This window comes from Nocardia cyriacigeorgica, assembly GCF_005863245.1.
Classification (GTDB): Bacteria; Actinomycetota; Actinomycetes; order Mycobacteriales; family Mycobacteriaceae; genus Nocardia; species Nocardia cyriacigeorgica_C.
On sequence record NZ_VBUT01000005.1, the window covers coordinates 568,674 to 586,181 of the forward strand.

20 protein-coding genes are annotated in these 17,508 nt (G+C 68.6%); all 20 read left to right on the plus strand.

Annotation, left to right across the window (positions count from 1 at the left end; translation table 11 throughout):
• Positions 1 to 688 precede the first annotated feature (688 nt).
• Positions 689 to 1,225, plus strand: a complete 537-nt coding sequence (locus FEK34_RS30815; protein WP_249359218.1) for an amidoligase family protein — start codon at positions 689 to 691, stop codon at positions 1,223 to 1,225.
• A complete protein-coding gene (locus FEK34_RS15825; RefSeq protein ID WP_014351072.1) occupies positions 1,213 to 1,995 on the plus strand; it encodes a class II glutamine amidotransferase in 783 nt (260 codons plus the stop codon). Before FEK34_RS30815 ends, FEK34_RS15825 begins: the two co-directional genes overlap by 13 nt.
• A 92-nt stretch (positions 1,996 to 2,087) precedes the next feature.
• Entirely contained in the window at positions 2,088 to 3,308 is a 1,221-nt protein-coding gene (locus FEK34_RS30820) for a hypothetical protein (RefSeq protein ID WP_231855927.1), read from the plus strand.
• Complete coding sequence (locus FEK34_RS15835; protein ID WP_014351074.1) at positions 3,296 to 4,045, plus strand: hypothetical protein; 750 nt, start codon at positions 3,296 to 3,298, stop codon at positions 4,043 to 4,045. Before FEK34_RS30820 ends, FEK34_RS15835 begins: the two co-directional genes overlap by 13 nt.
• A gap of 115 nt (positions 4,046 to 4,160) precedes the next feature.
• On the plus strand, positions 4,161 to 4,382 hold the full coding sequence (locus FEK34_RS15840) for a hypothetical protein (protein ID WP_014351075.1): 222 nt from the start codon (positions 4,161 to 4,163) through the stop codon (positions 4,380 to 4,382).
• Positions 4,379 to 4,771: a hypothetical protein gene (locus tag FEK34_RS15845; protein WP_014351076.1), complete on the plus strand. Its 393-nt coding sequence runs from the start codon at positions 4,379 to 4,381 to the stop codon at positions 4,769 to 4,771. Before FEK34_RS15840 ends, FEK34_RS15845 begins: the two co-directional genes overlap by 4 nt.
• Positions 4,764 to 5,006, plus strand: a complete 243-nt coding sequence (locus FEK34_RS15850; RefSeq protein WP_048833355.1) for a hypothetical protein — start codon at positions 4,764 to 4,766, stop codon at positions 5,004 to 5,006. Before FEK34_RS15845 ends, FEK34_RS15850 begins: the two co-directional genes overlap by 8 nt.
• Complete coding sequence (locus FEK34_RS15855) at positions 4,996 to 5,499, plus strand: hypothetical protein (protein ID WP_014351078.1); 504 nt, start codon at positions 4,996 to 4,998, stop codon at positions 5,497 to 5,499. The genes FEK34_RS15850 and FEK34_RS15855 overlap by 11 nt, the downstream gene beginning before the upstream one ends.
• A 141-nt stretch (positions 5,500 to 5,640) precedes the next feature.
• The gene (locus FEK34_RS15860; RefSeq protein ID WP_014351079.1) at positions 5,641 to 6,282 is read left to right on the plus strand and encodes a hypothetical protein; all 642 of its coding nucleotides are present in this window, start codon (positions 5,641 to 5,643) and stop codon (positions 6,280 to 6,282) included.
• A gap of 107 nt (positions 6,283 to 6,389) precedes the next feature.
• Complete coding sequence (locus tag FEK34_RS15865) at positions 6,390 to 6,740, plus strand: hypothetical protein (protein ID WP_014351080.1); 351 nt, start codon at positions 6,390 to 6,392, stop codon at positions 6,738 to 6,740.
• 210 nt (positions 6,741 to 6,950) lie between these two features.
• Entirely contained in the window at positions 6,951 to 7,571 is a 621-nt protein-coding gene (locus FEK34_RS15870; RefSeq protein ID WP_138448552.1) for a hypothetical protein, read from the plus strand.
• Positions 7,568 to 8,467 carry a bifunctional DNA primase/polymerase gene (locus tag FEK34_RS15875; protein ID WP_014351082.1) on the plus strand — a complete coding sequence of 300 codons (900 nt, stop codon included), beginning with the start codon at positions 7,568 to 7,570 and terminating at the stop codon, positions 8,465 to 8,467. Before FEK34_RS15870 ends, FEK34_RS15875 begins: the two co-directional genes overlap by 4 nt.
• 152 nt (positions 8,468 to 8,619) lie before the next feature.
• On the plus strand, positions 8,620 to 9,531 hold the full coding sequence (gene dprA / locus FEK34_RS15880) for a DNA-processing protein DprA (RefSeq protein WP_081505400.1): 912 nt from the start codon (positions 8,620 to 8,622) through the stop codon (positions 9,529 to 9,531).
• Between the two features lie 52 nt (positions 9,532 to 9,583).
• Positions 9,584 to 9,820 (plus strand): hypothetical protein, encoded by a 237-nt coding sequence (locus FEK34_RS15885; RefSeq protein ID WP_014351084.1) that lies wholly within the window; start codon positions 9,584 to 9,586, stop codon positions 9,818 to 9,820.
• 50 nt (positions 9,821 to 9,870) lie between these two features.
• On the plus strand, positions 9,871 to 11,571 hold the full coding sequence (locus FEK34_RS15890; protein WP_138448553.1) for a ParB/RepB/Spo0J family partition protein: 1,701 nt from the start codon (positions 9,871 to 9,873) through the stop codon (positions 11,569 to 11,571).
• Positions 11,572 to 12,068: 497 nt separating this feature from the next.
• Positions 12,069 to 12,371, plus strand: coding sequence for a hypothetical protein (locus tag FEK34_RS15895; RefSeq protein WP_014351086.1), 303 nt, complete (start codon positions 12,069 to 12,071; stop codon positions 12,369 to 12,371).
• A gap of 35 nt (positions 12,372 to 12,406) precedes the next feature.
• A complete protein-coding gene (locus tag FEK34_RS15900; protein ID WP_138448554.1) occupies positions 12,407 to 13,012 on the plus strand; it encodes a DUF4192 family protein in 606 nt (201 codons plus the stop codon).
• Between the two features lie 387 nt (positions 13,013 to 13,399).
• Complete coding sequence (locus FEK34_RS15905; protein ID WP_171048235.1) at positions 13,400 to 14,428, plus strand: DUF4192 domain-containing protein; 1,029 nt, start codon at positions 13,400 to 13,402, stop codon at positions 14,426 to 14,428.
• A 174-nt stretch (positions 14,429 to 14,602) separates the two neighbouring features.
• On the plus strand, positions 14,603 to 15,115 hold the full coding sequence (locus FEK34_RS15910; RefSeq protein WP_014351089.1) for a single-stranded DNA-binding protein: 513 nt from the start codon (positions 14,603 to 14,605) through the stop codon (positions 15,113 to 15,115).
• Between the two features lie 357 nt (positions 15,116 to 15,472).
• Positions 15,473 to 17,017 (plus strand): hypothetical protein, encoded by a 1,545-nt coding sequence (locus FEK34_RS15915; RefSeq protein WP_014351090.1) that lies wholly within the window; start codon positions 15,473 to 15,475, stop codon positions 17,015 to 17,017.
• The last annotated feature ends 491 nt before the right edge of the window (positions 17,018 to 17,508 follow it).

The following is a 17,508-nucleotide window of genomic DNA, read 5'->3' on the forward strand; positions in this document are numbered from 1 at the left end:
GTCCGGCTTTTCTTTTCTCGGAAGGACATTGCTTATGGCGATCCCTGTTCATCCGCCATGTGCGGTCTGCGCCACGACCATCCCTGGTGTTCGGCATCTGGTCGGGAGCCAGCGAGTCTGCGCGCAGTGTCATTCCGATTTGCCGTGGTGTGGGCGCTGTGACACTCCTGCGGTGGTGCTCGTCCCGACTGCTGACTGTGGTCGACTGTGCCGTCCATGTGTTGCTGGATGGTCAGAATGCGCCTCGTGTCGTGGTCTGACCGCGTCGGCGTTACGCGCTGATGGTGGCTGTCGTGTGTGTCGGCGCTGTTCGCTGGTGTCCTACGACCCGTGCTTTCGGTGCGGCCGGTACTGCCGGGACACACGGTACGTCTCGGGAGGAAGTCGAGCCTGCAACCAGTGCGCGAGTGAATTGGGCGCGTGCGCGAGTTGCGGGGGCCTGCTGCTTCCGGGTCATCGTTGTGAGGGATGTGCCCGCCGGGGGCATGTGTGGAACTACACCTACAAGCCTGACCCTCGGTTCCATGGTGAGGGCCCGCTGTTTCTGGGGCTCGAATTGGAAATCGTGGTCCCGGAGTACCGGTTCGAGGACTGTGCGCGGACCGCGACCGATCAGCTGGGTCGGCTCGGCTACCTGAAGCGGGATTCCTCGATCCGACCATGCGGATTCGAGTTAGTCACCCACCCGATGTCGTACCGGTTTGCCCTCGAGGGGTTCCCGTGGCGGCTGCTGGGCACCCTCGCCGAGCGTGGCTGCGTGGCCGACGAATCGGTCGGGCTGCACGTGCATGTCAGTCGCACCGGGTTCGATTCGCCGGCGCATGTGTATCGGTGGATGAAGCTGCTCTACCGCAACGAGCCCGAAGTGGTGTCATTGGCGCGCCGTCGTTCCCACTACGCGCCATTCGACGACCGCGCCCGCGCGAAGGCCCGAGAAGCGGCCAAAGGCCCGGTGCACGCACTCGGACTCGACCGCTATCAGGCGATCAACCCTCACCCTCGCCACACCTTGGAATTGCGGGTGTTCGCCAGCTCCTTGGAGCCCGGCGAAGTGAAGGCTGCATTGGCGTTCGCGGCGGCGTCGGTGGAGTACACGCGCGGCCTGCGGATTCCCGAGGTGCGCGCCGGGGGCTGGGGATGGGGGCGTTTCGCCGAGTGGGTGGCCGCGCGCCCTGAGTACTTGCCGTTGACCATGCAGATGGAGGACCTGGCATGTGCCTGCTGACCTATTACCCCGCCGGTGTCGATGCCGACTCGACGGCGTTGATCAACGGAGCGGTCGCCAATCCCCACGGTCACGGCTACGCCATCGTCACCGGCGATCGAATCCTGGTGGGCCGCGGCATGTCCGCTGCGAAGTTGATCGCGGAGTTTACCCGGCGCCGGGAACGCTATCCCGACGGTCCGGCGTTGTTTCATTCCCGCTACGCCACCAAAGGCGCACGCGCCACCGACAATTGCCACCCGTTCCCGCTCGGTCGAGACGGGCGAACCGTGCTGGCGCACAACGGCACCCTTCCCAAGCGAGTCCATCCGCGCGCCTACGACCCGCGTTCAGATACCCGTATCGCCGCCGAGGAGTACCTGCCCCGCCACCCATTCGGGTCGATCGACACCCACCGCGGGCGACGGGGACTGGAGTCGTGGCTTGGATCGAACAAGCTGGTGATCCTCACGATCAACCCCGCCTACGCGAAACAGGCGTACCTGTTCGGCGAACGGGCCGGCACCTGGGATGGCGGCGTGTGGTACTCGAACCGCAGCTACCTGCCGCCGGCGCGGCGCGGGTCGGCTCGGCCGTATTTGTGCCCGTGGCGCGGACATTTCGACACGCGTCGACCGGGTCGCTACTGCGGCCGGTGCGGTTGGTGCTTCGACTGCGACTCCAGCTTCCCGGTCTGCGTGTGCTTCGACACCACCGCCACTGACAGCGAGCCCACGCACCACCGCAGCCGCGCCCCGGCGGTGGTGCGCCGGATCGATTCGACTCGCTGACCTTCTCCTCCCAGCCGCAAGGGCCCTGTTTCCAGCTGTTTCGGCTGGAAGCGGGGCCCTTTCTCGTTCCATCGAAAGGTCGTGATCGTCCCATGCCAACTGCCATGATCGCCGCGTTGGAATGCGAGGACTGCTCGCATCCCCTCGACGTCGACCAGGAGCCGGTCACCACGGTCGACAACGAATATCTGTGCCGCGACTGCGCGGCCCAGCTCCCGCACTGCGACGGATGCGCGCTCCACGCCCGCGACCGTCAGTTGACCGTCGACGACACCTACCTGTGCAGCGAATGCCTGGTGGGCTGGTCGCGCTGCGATGACTGCTCCCGCCGCAGCCCCGACATCATCTCGATCGTCTCCGGCGGTGACGTCTGCCTCGGCTGCGTCACCGACTACAGCACCTGCGACGACTGCGACGCCTACGCCAACAGCCTGAACGAAACCGACGGCGGCCGCTGGGTGTGTGCGAACTGCGAGTACGACGACTACACCGACTGCGCAGACTGCGACCTGCTCATCTTGCGCGACGAAACCTACTGCAACCGCTGCCGTGACGACCACTCGCCTGACCACGACGGGATCTACCGCTACGACTACAAGCCCACACCGGTCTTCCATGGCGAAGGTCCGCTGTTTCTGGGGCTCGAGATCGAGATCAAAACTCCCAGCGACGTACTGTCCGACGCCGCCCACACCGCCGTGAACCAACTCGGTGAGCTGGCCTACCTCAAGCAAGACGGCTCGATCTCGTGCGGATTCGAACTCGTCACCCACCCGATGGCCTACGACTTCGCGCGCGCCCGGTTCCCATGGGCGCTGTTGACCGACCTGCGTGCACTCGGTGCCTACACCGACGACAACGTCGGCATCCACGTCCACGTCTCCCGCACCGGCTTCTCCTCTCCCGCCCACGCCTACCGCTGGTTGAAGTTCGTCTACCGCAACGAAGACGCGGTCGTGCGCTTGGCCCGGCGCCGATCCGACAGCTGGGCGATGTTCTGCCCGAACGCCCGCTCCCGCGCCCTCGCCGACGCCAAGGGCCGCAGCACGATCACCCGCCGCTACCAGGCGATCAACACCCTCCCTGAACACACCTTCGAGCTGAGAGTCTTCGCCAGCTCGCTGCGCCCGCGGCAGGTGCTGGCCGCGCTGGCGTTCGCCGCCGCATCGGTCGAATACACCCGCGGCTTGACCGCCGCCGAGATCGCCCGACGCCGCGGCTGGGAATGGGCCGCTTTCACCGCCTGGGTACGGACCCGTCCGCAGTATTCACCGCTGCTCGCCGAAATGGAGGCCCTCGCATGTGCATCCTGACCTTCGTCAAACCCGGCATCGCACCGAACCTGGACAACCTACGGGCGGGTGCGCTGGCCAACCCGCACGGACACGGCTACGCCATCCACACCGGCACCGACATCCTCGTCGGCCGCGGCATGAACGCCGACACCCTGATCGATGAGTTCGCCGCCGCCCGCTCCCGCCACCCCGACGGGCCGGCATTGTTCCACTCCCGCCTGGCCACCCACGGCCCACGCAACCGCGACAACTGCCACCCCTTCGCCGTCGGCGGCGACGAGCGCACCGTGATGGCCCACAACGGCATCCTGCCCGCCAACGTCCACCCCAAGCCCGGTGATCTGCGGTCGGATACCCGCATCGCCGCCGAGAACTTCCTGCCCGCGCGGCCGTTCGGGTCGCTGGACTCCTGGTCCGGACGCGAACGGCTCGAACAATGGCTGGGCACCGACAAGATGGTGCTGCTGACCGTCGACCCCGCCTACCGGCATCCGGCCTACATCTTCAACGAACACCGAGGCCACTGGAACGAGGGCAGCTGGTACTCCAACGACAGCTACCTGCTCGCCGCCACCTACGGCTACCTGTGGGAATTCTGCGACTACTGCGGCGAACCCGACGACAACGATCTCGGCCCCCACTGCAGCTACTGCGGCTACTGCGCCGAATGCGCACGCCCCTTCCCCGCCTGCGTGTGCCCCGACCTCGACGGCACCGACCGCTACGCCGACCTGCTCGACCTCGAATACACCTGAACGCCAACCATTCCCCGTACCAGCTGCGGCCAGCGCATGCCCCCGCCCACGGGCTGGCCAACTACCCCTGGAGTCCCCCGATATGCGACATAGGCTTGATCTCCCGACGGTTCTCGTGCGAGTCCGCGACCTCGACGGCCACTCGGCGACGGCCAGTACCGACGGCCACCAGGTGCGCCTGGTGCTGCGCGATGCCAGCCACCCCGACACCGAGTGGCGCTATGTCGATCTCGACGACGCGGCTGCCGCGGCCCTCGCTGCTGGGCTGGCCGCGGCCAGGCAGCCGCACCCGCGCCCGGCCAGGGTGCGGCGGCGGTTCGGGTGGCGGCGGCGGTGACCGGCCCACACCCGGACGCCGCGGCGGAGCTCCGGTTTCTGACCGTCCTCGGCGGCCACATCGACAACTGGTTCGCCGACGACGCCAACCTCGACGACCTCGACCAGGCCCGCGCCCTCATTCACCGCCGGATCACCGCCCTCACCACGCACGACTCGCCGGATACGGGCACCGGCGGCGCCGTCGCGGTCCTGGCCACCGAACTGCACCGGCTCCGCGCCAGCCGAGCCCGCACCACGATCACCACCCGCGCCGGCCACATCCATCAGGCGACTGTGCGTGCGGTCCACGCCCGCTACGCCGTCCTCGGCGTGGGCCCTGGCGAGGTGCTGCTGCCGCTGGAATTCATCGAATCCGTCACCCGTCCCGGACAGGAGAGCCATGCCTGATGACGTTCTCAGACCGTTGAACCGCGACGAGGTCCTGCGCGTCCTCGTCGACGGCCTCGGCCCCTACCTCGAAGCAGCCCAACCGATTCGCAGCATCGCCCGCGCGACCGCCGCCGCGCTCGACAGCGACGAATTCCACCGACTGCTCACCACTTACGACAACCGGCTGCGCGTGCTGCGAGTGTGCCACCGCGCCCTGACCGCCATCGACCAGCGGAGCAGCGATGCCGGCTGAACTCAACCGCTGGGTCGCCAGCCTGCGACCCGACCCGCGCTACCTCACCTACCAGCCGGACACCCCGGGCACCCGGGCACAGGTCCTCATCGTCGGCCAGCACGCCGCCTTCGCCACCCCACCCACCGGCGGGACACCCCTGGCCACGTTTCCCGGCGTCACTCTCGCCGACGTCGGTGCCGGGTGCGCGGTGATGGGGCTGGTGCGCGTGGAGTACGCCACCCGCGTCGACACCACCGACGCCGACGGCATCCTCCACAGCCGCTGGGAAGACGGCACCTTCGCCCACCTTCCTCACGGGATCGGCTGGCGGCTCATGCCCGCACAACCCGACCCGACCAGCAACCGCTGGGTCATCGCTACCGGCCGCTGGGCCGCCGGCACCCGACAAGCCCTGCTCCCCCGCGCGGTTCTCCGCGAAGCCCCCGGCGCCCCCGCCACCGTGGCCGTCCACGACCACAATCCCCACACCGGGCGACCTGCGATGGCCTGATCCGCACGCCAACAACACCTCACCCGCCAGCCCCCCCAGGGCACATGCGGGTGGTGTTCCATCGTCGACGGGAGACCAGCCACCATGAACGACCACTCTCGACCACCGCGACCACCAGTCAGCGGCCGGACCCCAGTGCCGATGCGGCTGGCCGACGCGCCGACCGCGCAGGGCATGGTCGTTCCGGTCATCACCCTCGCCCACCGCGACCGCACCCGGCCGGTGTGGGGCAAGCTCGACCTCGGCCGCCAGCAACACGCGCTGCGTCACCGCCTGTGCCAGATCTGCGGCGAGCCGCTCACCGACCCGGTCGTGCTGTACATCCGGCCCGCGGACTACCTGCGCGGGGTTGCCGCCGAACCCGGCATGCACCCCGAATGCGCGCAGTACTCGCGACGGGCCTGCCCCATGCTCGCCGGAACCCAACACCGCTACAACCCCAGCAACAACAACACCCGCCGCTGCTCCGACCCCGAATGCCGCTGCCGCTACTGGGCCCCACACGAATCCGATCCCGCCACGGCCACACGCAATGCCAGTGCGGCCGAGGCCTGGTATGAGGCATGGATCAGGCCCGGCGACTATCACCTCACGACCGCCCCTGCCGACGCCGACGACCACGGAATCAGTGGAATCACGCTGCACCACAGCATGTTTCGGCGGTTGCGCAAGATCCGCGACGCCGCACCCGGCACCGCATCTCAACAGCCGGGCGACGTGTTGGCCCTCTTGGCCGCGACTCGCGCACTGTCGGTCTTGCTCGACGGGCACAGCGAGGACTGACCGGTTGTTCTCCACAGCTGTGGAAGCCCCTGTGGAACAACCAAGGCCGAGGTCGACCTGCGTGGTCGGCGGGCGACCCAACACGTTCAACTGAAAGGAGGTGCGTCATGTTTGCTCGCGGGTGGGCGAGGTTGCGGTGGGAGTACCGCTACTACTTCGTGCGGCGCAAGGCGCCGTTGAGTTCGATTCTGTGGCACCGAGTTCTCGGCCGCCGGTACAGCCACAGCGGTGTGTATCCGATGTCGGTCGCGTGGATCGAGCCGGACGCCGCGCTATCGATTACCTGCGGGGCGCCTGGCGACAACCACCTCCACATCCACGTATACGACGCCGACCGGCGACCGGTCGACACCGTGACCGTCGCGTTGAGCTACCGGCACGCGCACGCCATCGATGAAGCCCTGCTCCGAGCCCGCCGAATCAGCCGCACCACAGACCTCGAGGCGCGCATCCACTAAAGGATGCAGCGGGCGTTCTGCAGCACACCAGCCCACCCCGCGAACGGCCCCTTGCTGTCGGCGCGACACCGGCCCGGCGGCGACGTCGACCAACCACCGTCCCCGCCCTACGCCCGTGGCAAGCAGCCGCCGGCCACCCCCGCGACGACGCTTATTCGTGCTCGGTGCGCAGGCCCTGCCCCTGTTTGTTCACTAATCGGAGTCGATGCCATGACCCCCGACCATTCCGCTTCCGCAGACGCTGTCTTCATGGAGTCCGCCCGCGCGATCGCGGCGGCCCTCGGGCCAGGATGGGCGGCCGAGCGCAGCTACACCATCGACCGGCAGGCGCGGCTGATCGGTCCAGACGAGCAGCGGCTGTTCATCATTCATGGCGATGACAGCCACCGCCTCAGCGACCGCGGACACCTGCGCGTGGTGGCCGGCTACGGACAATTCGCTCGCTATTTGCACCCGGGCGAAGGCGGGGACTTCATCACCGTCGCCGCCGGCCGCCGCACCGAAGACATCGCTGCCGCTATCACCAGTCGCCTGCTTCCCCACTACGTGCGCACCCTCGGCCTGTGCCGGAATCGGGCCCGCGCAAGCGACGCCGCGACCGCCCGCCGCCGCGAAACCCTCGACGCACTGGCAGCCATCCTGCACGCCACCACAGCCGATACCGACCGTGCTGTGTTCGGCCGGCCCGACGATCCCATCCACGGCGAAGTAGCGATATTCGACCCCACCACCGTCACTTTCAGGATCGAGACCAGCAAGACGGCTGCTGTCCAGGTCGCAGCAAGCATCGCCGCCCTCAACACCCACTCGAATCAGGCCAACGGTCGATGACAGGAGTCGACACCGGCGAGTTGCTGCCGACCGCTCTCGCCCACGCAGAGCAGGGTTTCTCGGTGTTCCCGCTCCACCCGAACTCCAAGCGCCCGGTCATCGCACGGTGGGAACAGCACGCAACCCGGGACCCGGCGCGCATCCACGCCTGGTGGCGGCGCCGTCCCGACGACAACATCGCCATCGCCTGCGGGCCGTCGCGCCTGCATGTCCTCGACCTCGACACCAGTCACCACACACCCGAACCCGACACCACACCCACCGCCGTGGAGGGACAGCAGATGCTGACACGCCTGGCCGCGGACCACCACCGGCCGCTGCCCGTGCCGACCTACACCGTGACCACCCCCTCCGGCGGGATGCACCTCTACTACGCGGTCCCGCCGGCACCGCGGCTGCGTAACAGCTGCGGACGCCTGGCCCCGCGCATCGATTCCCGCGGGCACGGTGGATATGTTGTGGCCGCCGGATCCGCCCTGCCCCACGGCCGATACCAGCTCCGCGACGAACGACCCCCGATCCCGTTGCCCGACTGGCTCGCTCAGTTGCTCAGTGCCCGACCGACTCCCGCAGCCCTGAGCGCGTCGCAGCCGATCGCGCATCCGGATGCCTACGTGCGGGCCGCGCTGATCAACCAGGCCGCCCGCATCCGCACCGCCCGCACCGGCACCCGCCACCGCACAATCCTGCTCGCCGCCAACAGTCTCGGTCGCCTCATCGGTGCCGGACTGCTCGACCACGACCACGCCTACACCATCCTGGCCGACGCCGCCCGCATCCATGTCGGGGTAGACGCATTCACCGAGGCCGAAGCCCACCGCACCATCACCGACGGGCTCACCTGGGCCGCTTCCCGCACCACCGGCACCAACCACAGCCGACCCCGACGCCCGTAACCCACCGGCTGACCACCGCCGCCGCCAAGCATCCAGGTGCCCGCCTCGACGGCCGCCGCCTGCCCAAATGCGAACCGCGTCCCATCCACGGGTAGACGCCCGCGGTGAAGCCGCGCCCTTTAGTCCGAATCAATGGACAGACAGGAGGTTTCATGAATCAACCCGCGCACCGATCTACCGGACGTCACCATCCATCGGGACCTCATGTCTGGGCCATGCTGGCCCGCGCCGCGGTCACCACCGACCATCCGATCGCGGCGATGGTCTCCGACCTGGGCGCCGACGATGCCGCAGCTCAACTCACCGATGATCCGTCCCGATATGGCCTACCGGCCGAGCTCGCGGCGTTGGCGGCCGAGGACCTCGAGCAGGCCGCGACCGTGGGTGCGCGGCTGGTGACCCCCGCCGATGAGGAGTGGCCCGGCCGGCAGCTCGACGCACTCGATGCACCACACGCGGGTATGCGGGCGCCGCTGGCGTTGTGGGTTCGCGGACCGCGCCGTATGAACGCGTTCGCCGATCGCACGGTCGCGGTCACCGGGTCCCGCGCTTGCAGCGAATACGGGCGCCACATTGCCCAAGACTTTGCCGGGTATTTCGCCGACTGTGGGTGGACGGTGATCAGCGGCGGTTCCTTCGGCATCGACACTGACGGCCACCGCAGCGTCCTCAACCGCGGTGGCGCCACGATCACGGTGCTGCCGACCGGTATCGACCGCCTTTACCCGACCGGCAACCAGCACCTGTTGAGCCGCATCGCCGAGCACGGGCTGCTCATCTCCGAGTATCCGCCGTGTACACCGCCGCTCAAATCCCGCTTCTACGAACGCAACCGGCTCGTCACTGCACTCGCGCGGGGCGTGGTCCTCGCAGAAGCAGCTGTCCGCAGTGCCAGCACCGACACCGTCGAGTGGGCGCACCGGCTTGCACGACCGGTGTTCGCGGTACCCGGATCGATCTTCTCGGCCACCTCGGTCGGCTGCCACACCCTCATCCGCGACGGCCGTGCCCGCCTAGTCACCGAACCCGCCCAGGTCATCGACCACCTCACCGGCCACGACTAGCACGCCCGCGGCACCCCTAGCCCTCACCCGCCTAGCGACCAGGAGGTACACCATGCCCACCGCCGCACCGACCGTGCCGACCATCGACCGGTCCGAGTTCGACCAGCTCTCCCACCGCGGAGCCGCTGGCGGCGTGGCGGCGCTCGCCGACGATGACGCCGTCGCGCGCTGGCGCAGCGAGTACCCCGAGTGGCGCGGTCGGTATTGGGCCTTCCTCGACGACGGATACGACGTGCTGCGCCTGCACCCGATCAACGTCGCCCGCGCCCGCACCACCGACCGCGCCTGATCGGTGCCCGTCTCTGCCCGCTCCCATCGACGACAGCTCGGAGGAACCCCATGACCGCTACCCTCGCCGAACCGGCCCCCGACACCGCCCGGCTCCCGACACCGACACCGACACCCAGCGATGCCAGCGGTGCCACCGACGCGACCGTAATCGTCGCGGTCGACGCCGACAACGCATCCACCGACACCGGAGCAGAAGCAGTCGTTCCCCCCGTCGGGGCAGTCGCGGATTTCCGGGACCCGCGGGAGTTGGTGATCGGTGAGAACGTGCGCCGCAGCATCGATCTCACCGACCACCCTGATCAGGTGGCCTCGGTCCGCCAGTTCGGTGTCCAAGCCCCGGTGCTGGTGGAACGCGAAACCGACGGCACCCTGCACGTCCTCGACGGTCAAGTGCGTGTCCTGGCGGCGATCGAGGCCGGCTGCGCATCCATTCCGGTGTGGGTCACCGAGGCACGCACCGACCTCACCAGCGAGCAGAGGCGCATCGACCGAGCCATGCGGCAGATGAACCTCAACGTCCGCCGCATCAACCTGACCGACAGCGACTACGCCGCCGGTGTCGCGTTCATGCTCGACCTCGGCGCGTCGGCCACGTACGTCGCCGACGGGCTGCAACGCGCGCGCTCGGAAGTCCGCAAACTCGGTGCCGTCGGCCGGTCCGCCACCGCAGCCCAGCTCGCCGATGACAACCAGCTCGGCCTCGATCAACTCGCCGTCCTCGCCGAGTATGACAACCTCGGCGACACCGACGCCGTGCAACGGCTGCGATCGGTCTCCCGTTACCAGTTCGCGCTCGTGGCCAAACGCATCGCCGCCGAACGCGACTACACCCGCCGCCAACTCACCGCCGCCCTCCCCTACGGCCTCTGCGGGTTCGGTGTCCTCACCGACGAGCCCGACACCACCTCAGACCAGGCCCGCTACCTGCCCGCCCTCGCCCTCGAAGCCACCGACGGCACACCGGTGGATCCCGACCTCATCTACACCGACCCCGCTCGCTGGGCCGTCCATTTGAGCGTCGAGGACGACGCCGACCTCGTCGACGTCGCCACCGGCGAGCTCGTCGATCCCGACAGCGTCGACTGGAACCTCACCCGCGGCGAACCCGACGCCGAACCGGCAGCAGGGTTGCGGCACCCCGACACGGTTACCCGCCGCGACCGCTGGTCACCGACGTTCTACTTGCCCGTCGATCAGCTCGATGCGAGCGGGTTGCGCCCGATCACGGTGCGCGGCGATGACCCCGAATCGGTGCACGCGGCCGAAGCCGAGGCTGCCGCTCGGGAAGCCGCGCGGCAGGCCCGGCGGCGGGTCATCGCTCTCAACATTCGGGGCGAAGCAGCCAACAAGCGGCGGCTGGAGTTCTTGTCGAGCTACCTGCAACGGCGGACACCGCCGAAGCAGGCGGCGCGGTTCGTGGCTGAGCACTTGGCTCGCGAACTCGACACCTCCGAGCTTCAGCTGGTGACCAAGCTCCTCGGTGTCGGTGGCTCCCGCGAGCAGTTGCTCAAAGCCATCGCCGACGCACCGGTCAACCGGGCCTGGGTGATCGCGTTCACGATGGTCATCGCCGCGCACGAGACCCTGCTCGGCAAGAGCTTCTGGCGCGACCACCCCGCTACGACACCGGCCTACCTGCATCTGCTCGCCGAGGTCGGTGCCGGCGGGGACTACACCCTCGACGAGGTCGAACAAGCCGCGGCCGGCGACATCGACTACCACGACATCGATATCGACACCGCAGCCTGACACGCCTCGCGCGTGAGCTGCCCGGCTCCCCGCGAGTCGGGCAGCTCGACGCTGTCGGCTCCGTCGGGGCGCCAGTGGCGATCGGGCCGTGAGCTCAACACAGCCGACGCGGTCGGCGCTACCAGCGGCCGCGTCGGCCGCCGAGTAGCACCATGAACAGTGGGGTCGTCAGATCGCGGGGCCATCTCGGGAACGCCAGGATCGCATGGGGCACCGACACATTCGGCTGACACAACTCCACGCCTCGCTGACGATCGGTACCGCTTCACCGCCGAGGAGCAGAGGGGCAACGCGATGCCTCAGCCTGCCAAGCCGCTCGATCGGCAATCACCTGCCCCCTTGGCGCAGCCACGCCGGCGGTTGACGCACCGCGCAAGCCGACCGTATCCGTCCTGTCCGACGCCGCATCCGGCACTCGGTGTCGCCGACGTAGATCTCCTGATCCCAGCTGTTTCCGATTTCTGCGCGGACCGCGCGCGTTCTACGGCCATCACTGATTGCTCACTCACCTGTGGAGGTGGACGCTGTTCTCCTACCGTGCGATCTGGCAGATCGACATCCGTGCTCGAGATCCCCTGCATGCCGCCCGCCGCGCATGGGACATCCAGCGTGACCCGGATTCACCGGCCACTGTCTTCGACATCATCGATGAGTTCGGCACCACCTTCCGCGTGGACCTGGCCGAGGACAACCCGCACCTCGACGCCCAACCGATCCTCGCCACACCACCCATGCCCGCATGGATGGCACGGCTGCTCCCCCGACGTTTCCGGCGCCACCGAATCCGCTCCCGCCCATAGCCGAGTTACCGCAAGGGAAGAGAAAGGAGCCCTGAGTGGAATTCGACGACCCTGGTCAACTGATCGCCTCACTGCGCTTACGGGCCGAGGAAGGCTGGAACGTCCTCGCTCACCGTGACCAGCCGGCGATCGTGCTTGCCGGCGTGGTCCTGACCGAGAATTCGGTGGCGCATCTGCACGGCTACGCCCGCCTCGGGCTCTACGACGACGATGGCCGGTTCGATCTCGACCAGATTCGCGCGCACCTACGATGGCTCGGCCGCAACGTACAGTCGGATGCGATGTTCGCTCTGATCGTCGACGGCCATGGACCATGCCGGCGGCACCCATGCCGGGACTACAGTCCTGTGCTCGCCGAGATCAGCGCCCTCGCACACTATTGCGGCTGCGAACTGGCCCACGCCTGGCACCTGCACTCGCTCGATCCGGGCAGCGGCTGGACCAGTCTCACCACACCGAACCGCAGCGGCATCATCACCGTCCCCCCGACACCACAAGCGGACAGCCAGGCGGTGTTCACCGACAGGTCGCCCAGACACGGCTCTCACATCGTCAGTGAGCAAATGCTGCTGGAGGCGCTGGAATTTCTTGTCGAGCGAGTCCGCGGTCTGGACACTGAGGCACTGCCTCGCCGGGTGTAGCCGTCGCCTTGCCGCCGGGCGAGGGCACAACCCGGTCGCCGATGCGCGCGCAGCACGACCGATAGCAGCGGCACCGCGGCGATCGACCATGTTTCAGGCCATGCGTCCGGCGGGCCAATCGACGTCAGCACCGATCCCGCCACCCTGCCGGGACGGTGCCCCGTCGCACAACAGGGCGGACATCCGATAGCTCGACCGCCCGCACACCTACGCGCGGCCTACGGGCTCGGTCCCGCCCGTTCGGTTTCCCGCTGTCGTGCACCCGTCGCCGCGACTGCGACAGTCCGCCAGGCGGTTGTGCCCGTTGCCGCACTGCCTTGGCCGCTTCATCGACTCTTGAGGAGTGTCATGTCCGAGTCCACGGTTCGCGTCGACGATCCTGGCGATTTGATCGCGGCGATCCCCTCGATGCTGTCGTTCCCACCGACGCGCTCGCTGGTGGTGATCACACTGCGCCACCGCGACGTGGCCGGCCGCGACCGCGAAACGCTGATCGAAACGGTCGCTCGTTTCGACCTCGGCCCCGACCCCGAGGGCCTCGCCCGTACAGCGGTGCGAGCATGCATTCGCGGCACCGACGCGGTCATGGTCGTCTTCGTCGACGACCGCGCAACACCAAAGGATGCGCAGACCCAGCGTCGGCTCTTGCGCATGTTGACTGACGGGTTCACCGACGCCGGGGTGCGGGTAGCCGGGGCCTGGGCCACGTCCCGGATCGAGGCGGGCGAGCCGTGGCAAGCGGTCACGAACCCGGCTATCGCTGGGACGCTGCCAGATCCGATGTCGGGCGCCGTCGCCGCAGCCACCGCCGCCAGTGGCGGGCCGATACGCCGCTCGCGGGAGGAAATCACTGCCCTCGTTGCTCTCGATTCGTCCGCCGCCGCACAGCTCGACATCGTTTTGCCGGTCGCGCTCGATGAGATCCATCAACGGTGGCGCCTCGCCAGCGACCGAGGCGAGCTCGACGCTATTCGACGCGAGGCGATCGAGTTCATCCTCGACCGCGTCCGCGACATCAGTCGCGGTGAGCAGCCCAGCTCCGACGATCTGGCTCGGATCGCACTCACCGTCGGCGATGGTTTCGTCAGTCTGGTCATGCTGGCGGTGTCGGCGGGCGAGCATGCCCACGCTGCCGAAGCATTGTGGCTGCGGCTGACTCGCTGTCTGCGCGGAGCTGTGCGCGCCGAACCTGCGGCCCTGCTCGCATACAGCGCCTACCTACGTGGCGACGGATCACTGGCCACCAGCGCAATCAAGGCAGCATTCGCCGCCGACCCCGATCACCCGCTCGCAGACCTGCTCGCCGACGCGCTGCGCGACGGTTACCCGCATTCAACGCTCCGCGCACTTGCCGACCACGGAATCGACACCGCCACACAGCTCGGTATCGACCTCCCCCGTCACGCGTCCACCTGACTACCGATCACGCCCAGCCCGGCAAACACGCCGTGCCCACCCAGATCGCCCGATCTCGATCCCGATCCACCTGATCTGACCGCCGGGCGGCAGTTCCGAGGATCCCCCGTATTCCATGCCCGCCTATGCCGAGGGCAATGCCTGTTGTTTTGTCACCGAAGGAGATACCTGATCATGGCCGCAGACACGAACCTTCCCCTGATCGGCAATCTGACTGCCGATCCCGAGATCCGCTACACCCCGGCGGGTGTGCCGGTGGCGAATTTCACCGTGGCCTCCACGCCGCGGGTGTTCAACCGCGCCGCCGGTGAGTGGATCGATGGTGAGGCGTTGTTCATGCGGTGCACCGCGTGGCGGGAAATGGCCGAGAACGTGGCCGAATCACTGACCCGGGGTTCGCGGGTGATCGTATTCGGCCGGTTGAAGTCACATTCGTGGACCACCGAGGACGGGCAGCGGCGCTCCCGAATCGACCTCGAGGTCGACGAGGTCGGTCCCTCGCTGCGGTACGCCACCGCGAAAGTCACCCGCACCCCGCGGCCCTCGGCCACTACCACCGCGACGACGACCGCGGCGGCGGACCGGTCGGGGGATCTGGTCGGCGCAGGTGTCGGCGCCGATCCGTGGAGCGGCAACAACGCGGGGTGGGGCGCGGCAAGTCCCGGCGACGACAGTCCGGGGCTCTGACCGAACGGTGCTGTCACAGGTGATGACTGGAGGTGGGTGAGGGCTGACCGTCTGGCCGCTCGCCCCGCCCACCGATTGCTACCGGACCAGACCCCGCCACGGCTGCGGGCCCGCGCCCGGACGTCCCCGAATTCCCCAGCGCACCGTCACGCCTTGATCCGGCGGTTTCTGGGTTGTGCGCGGGAAATTCGGGGCCGCCCGCGTGGCCGCGTTCCCTCCACCGTGTCGGGGCCCGGCCCGGTCGGCGGCTCTCAGGCGGGTCGACCGACCAGCCGCCCAGCCCTGTGGCCGGGGTGCGTGCGTTCGAGCGCGCGCCCTCGGCGGGCGGGCTCTATCCATTACTCGAGAGGAATCGTGATGACCGCACCAACCCAGACCGGCCCCGTCGAGCCGACCCCATTCACCCTCGCGCTGGCCGAGATCGACGAGCTGCTCGCGACCGACCCCACCGCGGCACGCGCCCGATTCACCGCCGCGCTCACCGTCACCTCCGACACCGAACGCGAACTGCTCGACCAGGCCGTCGACCGGTTCACCCGCTCGCCCTTCGACGTGGCCGCCCGCCAGCTCGGCTGGATGGCCAAGAGTCGACCCGAGTTCCGAGCCCTGATCGCCCATTTCATCACCGACACCGATCCCGGTCTCTACCACCCGGACCCGGGCGCACCGATTGAGGTCGGTATCGAGGTCGCCGAATGGGTCAGCCGCCAGATCCGTCAGCGCCGCGCCGGCGAACGCACCCACGCCGTCCCGTCAGCGGCCACCGACGCCGCCCGGCTCGCACCCGAGGCCGTCGCCTACCGGCGCGCTCGCCGCGGCATCACCGGCGCGGTCGACCTGCGTCACCGCGACCGTGATCGCCGCACCCGAGAACACCACCGCCGCGGCGACGCCGAGTTCGCCGCCTACGCCGCGACCCGCCTGTACGCCATCGACACCGAACCCGGCACCGGTCCAGTCACATCCGATCCCCGCAAACGCGAACATCTGATGTGGGCACACGTGCAGGCTGCGCTGTGGGACCGCTCCTACTTCCTCCACGTCGCCCTCGACTACTGCGACCGCACCCGGGATTTGCTCACCCCACCGCAGCGCACCGACCGCACCGCCGCCGACACCCCCACAGGCCGTGACGCCAGCCTCGACGCCGCCGCCCGCACCCTCCTCGGCGAGCACGCTGAGCCCGCGCCGGCGCGGCGCCGAACCGACTGGCGCAACAGCACGCTGTGGGCGAAGGTAAGCACCGGCGACCAGCGTCGCTTCGCCGCAGCCCGCACCGGGCTGCGCGTGCCCGACAACTACGACGAATCCCGCCCCTACAACCAGCTCGACGAGCCCGAGGACACCTGGGAAGGATCCGGCCTCGACTACGACCGCGCCGTCCTCGTCTCCTACCTCGGGTGGCCGTGTGTCGTGTGCTGGATCGACCGCAGCGACACCGACCGCCGACCAGTCCACGTCCGCGACGGACGCTGCGTCAGCGACGACGGGCTCTGCGATGTGTGCCGCGCCGACGGCCACCCCGGCATCCCGCCGCTGCCCGCACAGTGGACCACCCGCCAGTTCATCGAATCCCGCTGCGCCTACATCGCCACCACCTACCCGCGCCAGGCCCGCGCCCTCCTCGACCGCATCCGCGCCGCCTCCGCCAACTCCGGCAGCCCAGCCTGGCGGATCATCACCCGCTGGATGGACGCCAACCTCGAACGACCCAACCCCGCGCCCCGGACCGCCAACCGCACCCACACCCGGCGACGCCGCACCACCCTCGGAGCCGGACAGCGAGTAACCCGCTGCGACGCCTGCACCCAAACCACCGTCGTGCACGCCGACGGCTACTGCACCACCTGCCGAACCGCCCTCGGACTCACCGTGCCGCCCGTCCACCACAGCGCCGCATAAGCCAGGCGCGTCCGCGGCCGCTGTGAGCGCCACCGCGCTCACGGCGGCCCCGACACTCACTCGCCGAGCACTCTCCACACCTCCTTCCCCTCCGGCCGCACGCCCGGCCCGACGCGCCGGTCCTCGACTCCGGTCCGTCGCGGTGACAACTCCCGCGGCGGACCGGCCACCACATCAGACAAGACGGCCCACTCCACCAACCAACTCGCCATCAACTCCGCCTCCACACACGACACCCACACCACCTGACCCTCATATCTCAACCCCCACCACTTCCACATACCTCCTCCCCCTCCGCTCCTCTCACCTTCTCAACAAGCACACCTCTTGCATCCAGGATCACAAGACGGACTATCGCCGGAAAGGCGACGAAAGCACGCCCCTCCGAACCGCGCTCAGAGACGGTTTGCGGGGCGGTTTTCGGCGTCTCGGCGACCATCCGCACGGACACGATTGGGTAACCACCAGGCGTTTTGGCCAGTTTGCCACTA

Excerpts from the sequence above, each read along its gene's own strand:
- FEK34_RS30815 (WP_249359218.1), top strand. The coding sequence starts at position 689 with ATGTCGTACCGGTTTGCCCTCGAGGGGTTCCCGTGGCGGCTGCTGGGC.
- FEK34_RS15825 (WP_014351072.1), top strand. The coding sequence starts at position 1,213 with ATGTGCCTGCTGACCTATTACCCCGCCGGTGTCGATGCCGACTCGACG.
- FEK34_RS30820 (WP_231855927.1), top strand. The coding sequence starts at position 2,088 with ATGCCAACTGCCATGATCGCCGCGTTGGAATGCGAGGACTGCTCGCAT.
- FEK34_RS15835 (WP_014351074.1), top strand. The coding sequence starts at position 3,296 with ATGTGCATCCTGACCTTCGTCAAACCCGGCATCGCACCGAACCTGGAC.
- FEK34_RS15850 (WP_048833355.1), top strand. The coding sequence starts at position 4,764 with ATGCCTGATGACGTTCTCAGACCGTTGAACCGCGACGAGGTCCTGCGC.
- FEK34_RS15855 (WP_014351078.1), top strand. The coding sequence starts at position 4,996 with ATGCCGGCTGAACTCAACCGCTGGGTCGCCAGCCTGCGACCCGACCCG.
- FEK34_RS15860 (WP_014351079.1), top strand. The coding sequence starts at position 5,641 with ATGCGGCTGGCCGACGCGCCGACCGCGCAGGGCATGGTCGTTCCGGTC.
- FEK34_RS15865 (WP_014351080.1), top strand. The coding sequence starts at position 6,390 with ATGTTTGCTCGCGGGTGGGCGAGGTTGCGGTGGGAGTACCGCTACTAC.
- FEK34_RS15870 (WP_138448552.1), top strand. The coding sequence starts at position 6,951 with ATGACCCCCGACCATTCCGCTTCCGCAGACGCTGTCTTCATGGAGTCC.
- FEK34_RS15875 (WP_014351082.1), top strand. The coding sequence starts at position 7,568 with ATGACAGGAGTCGACACCGGCGAGTTGCTGCCGACCGCTCTCGCCCAC.
- dprA (WP_081505400.1), top strand. The coding sequence starts at position 8,620 with ATGAATCAACCCGCGCACCGATCTACCGGACGTCACCATCCATCGGGA.
- FEK34_RS15885 (WP_014351084.1), top strand. The coding sequence starts at position 9,584 with ATGCCCACCGCCGCACCGACCGTGCCGACCATCGACCGGTCCGAGTTC.
- FEK34_RS15890 (WP_138448553.1), top strand. The coding sequence starts at position 9,871 with ATGACCGCTACCCTCGCCGAACCGGCCCCCGACACCGCCCGGCTCCCG.
- FEK34_RS15910 (WP_014351089.1), top strand. The coding sequence starts at position 14,603 with ATGGCCGCAGACACGAACCTTCCCCTGATCGGCAATCTGACTGCCGAT.
- FEK34_RS15915 (WP_014351090.1), top strand. The coding sequence starts at position 15,473 with ATGACCGCACCAACCCAGACCGGCCCCGTCGAGCCGACCCCATTCACC.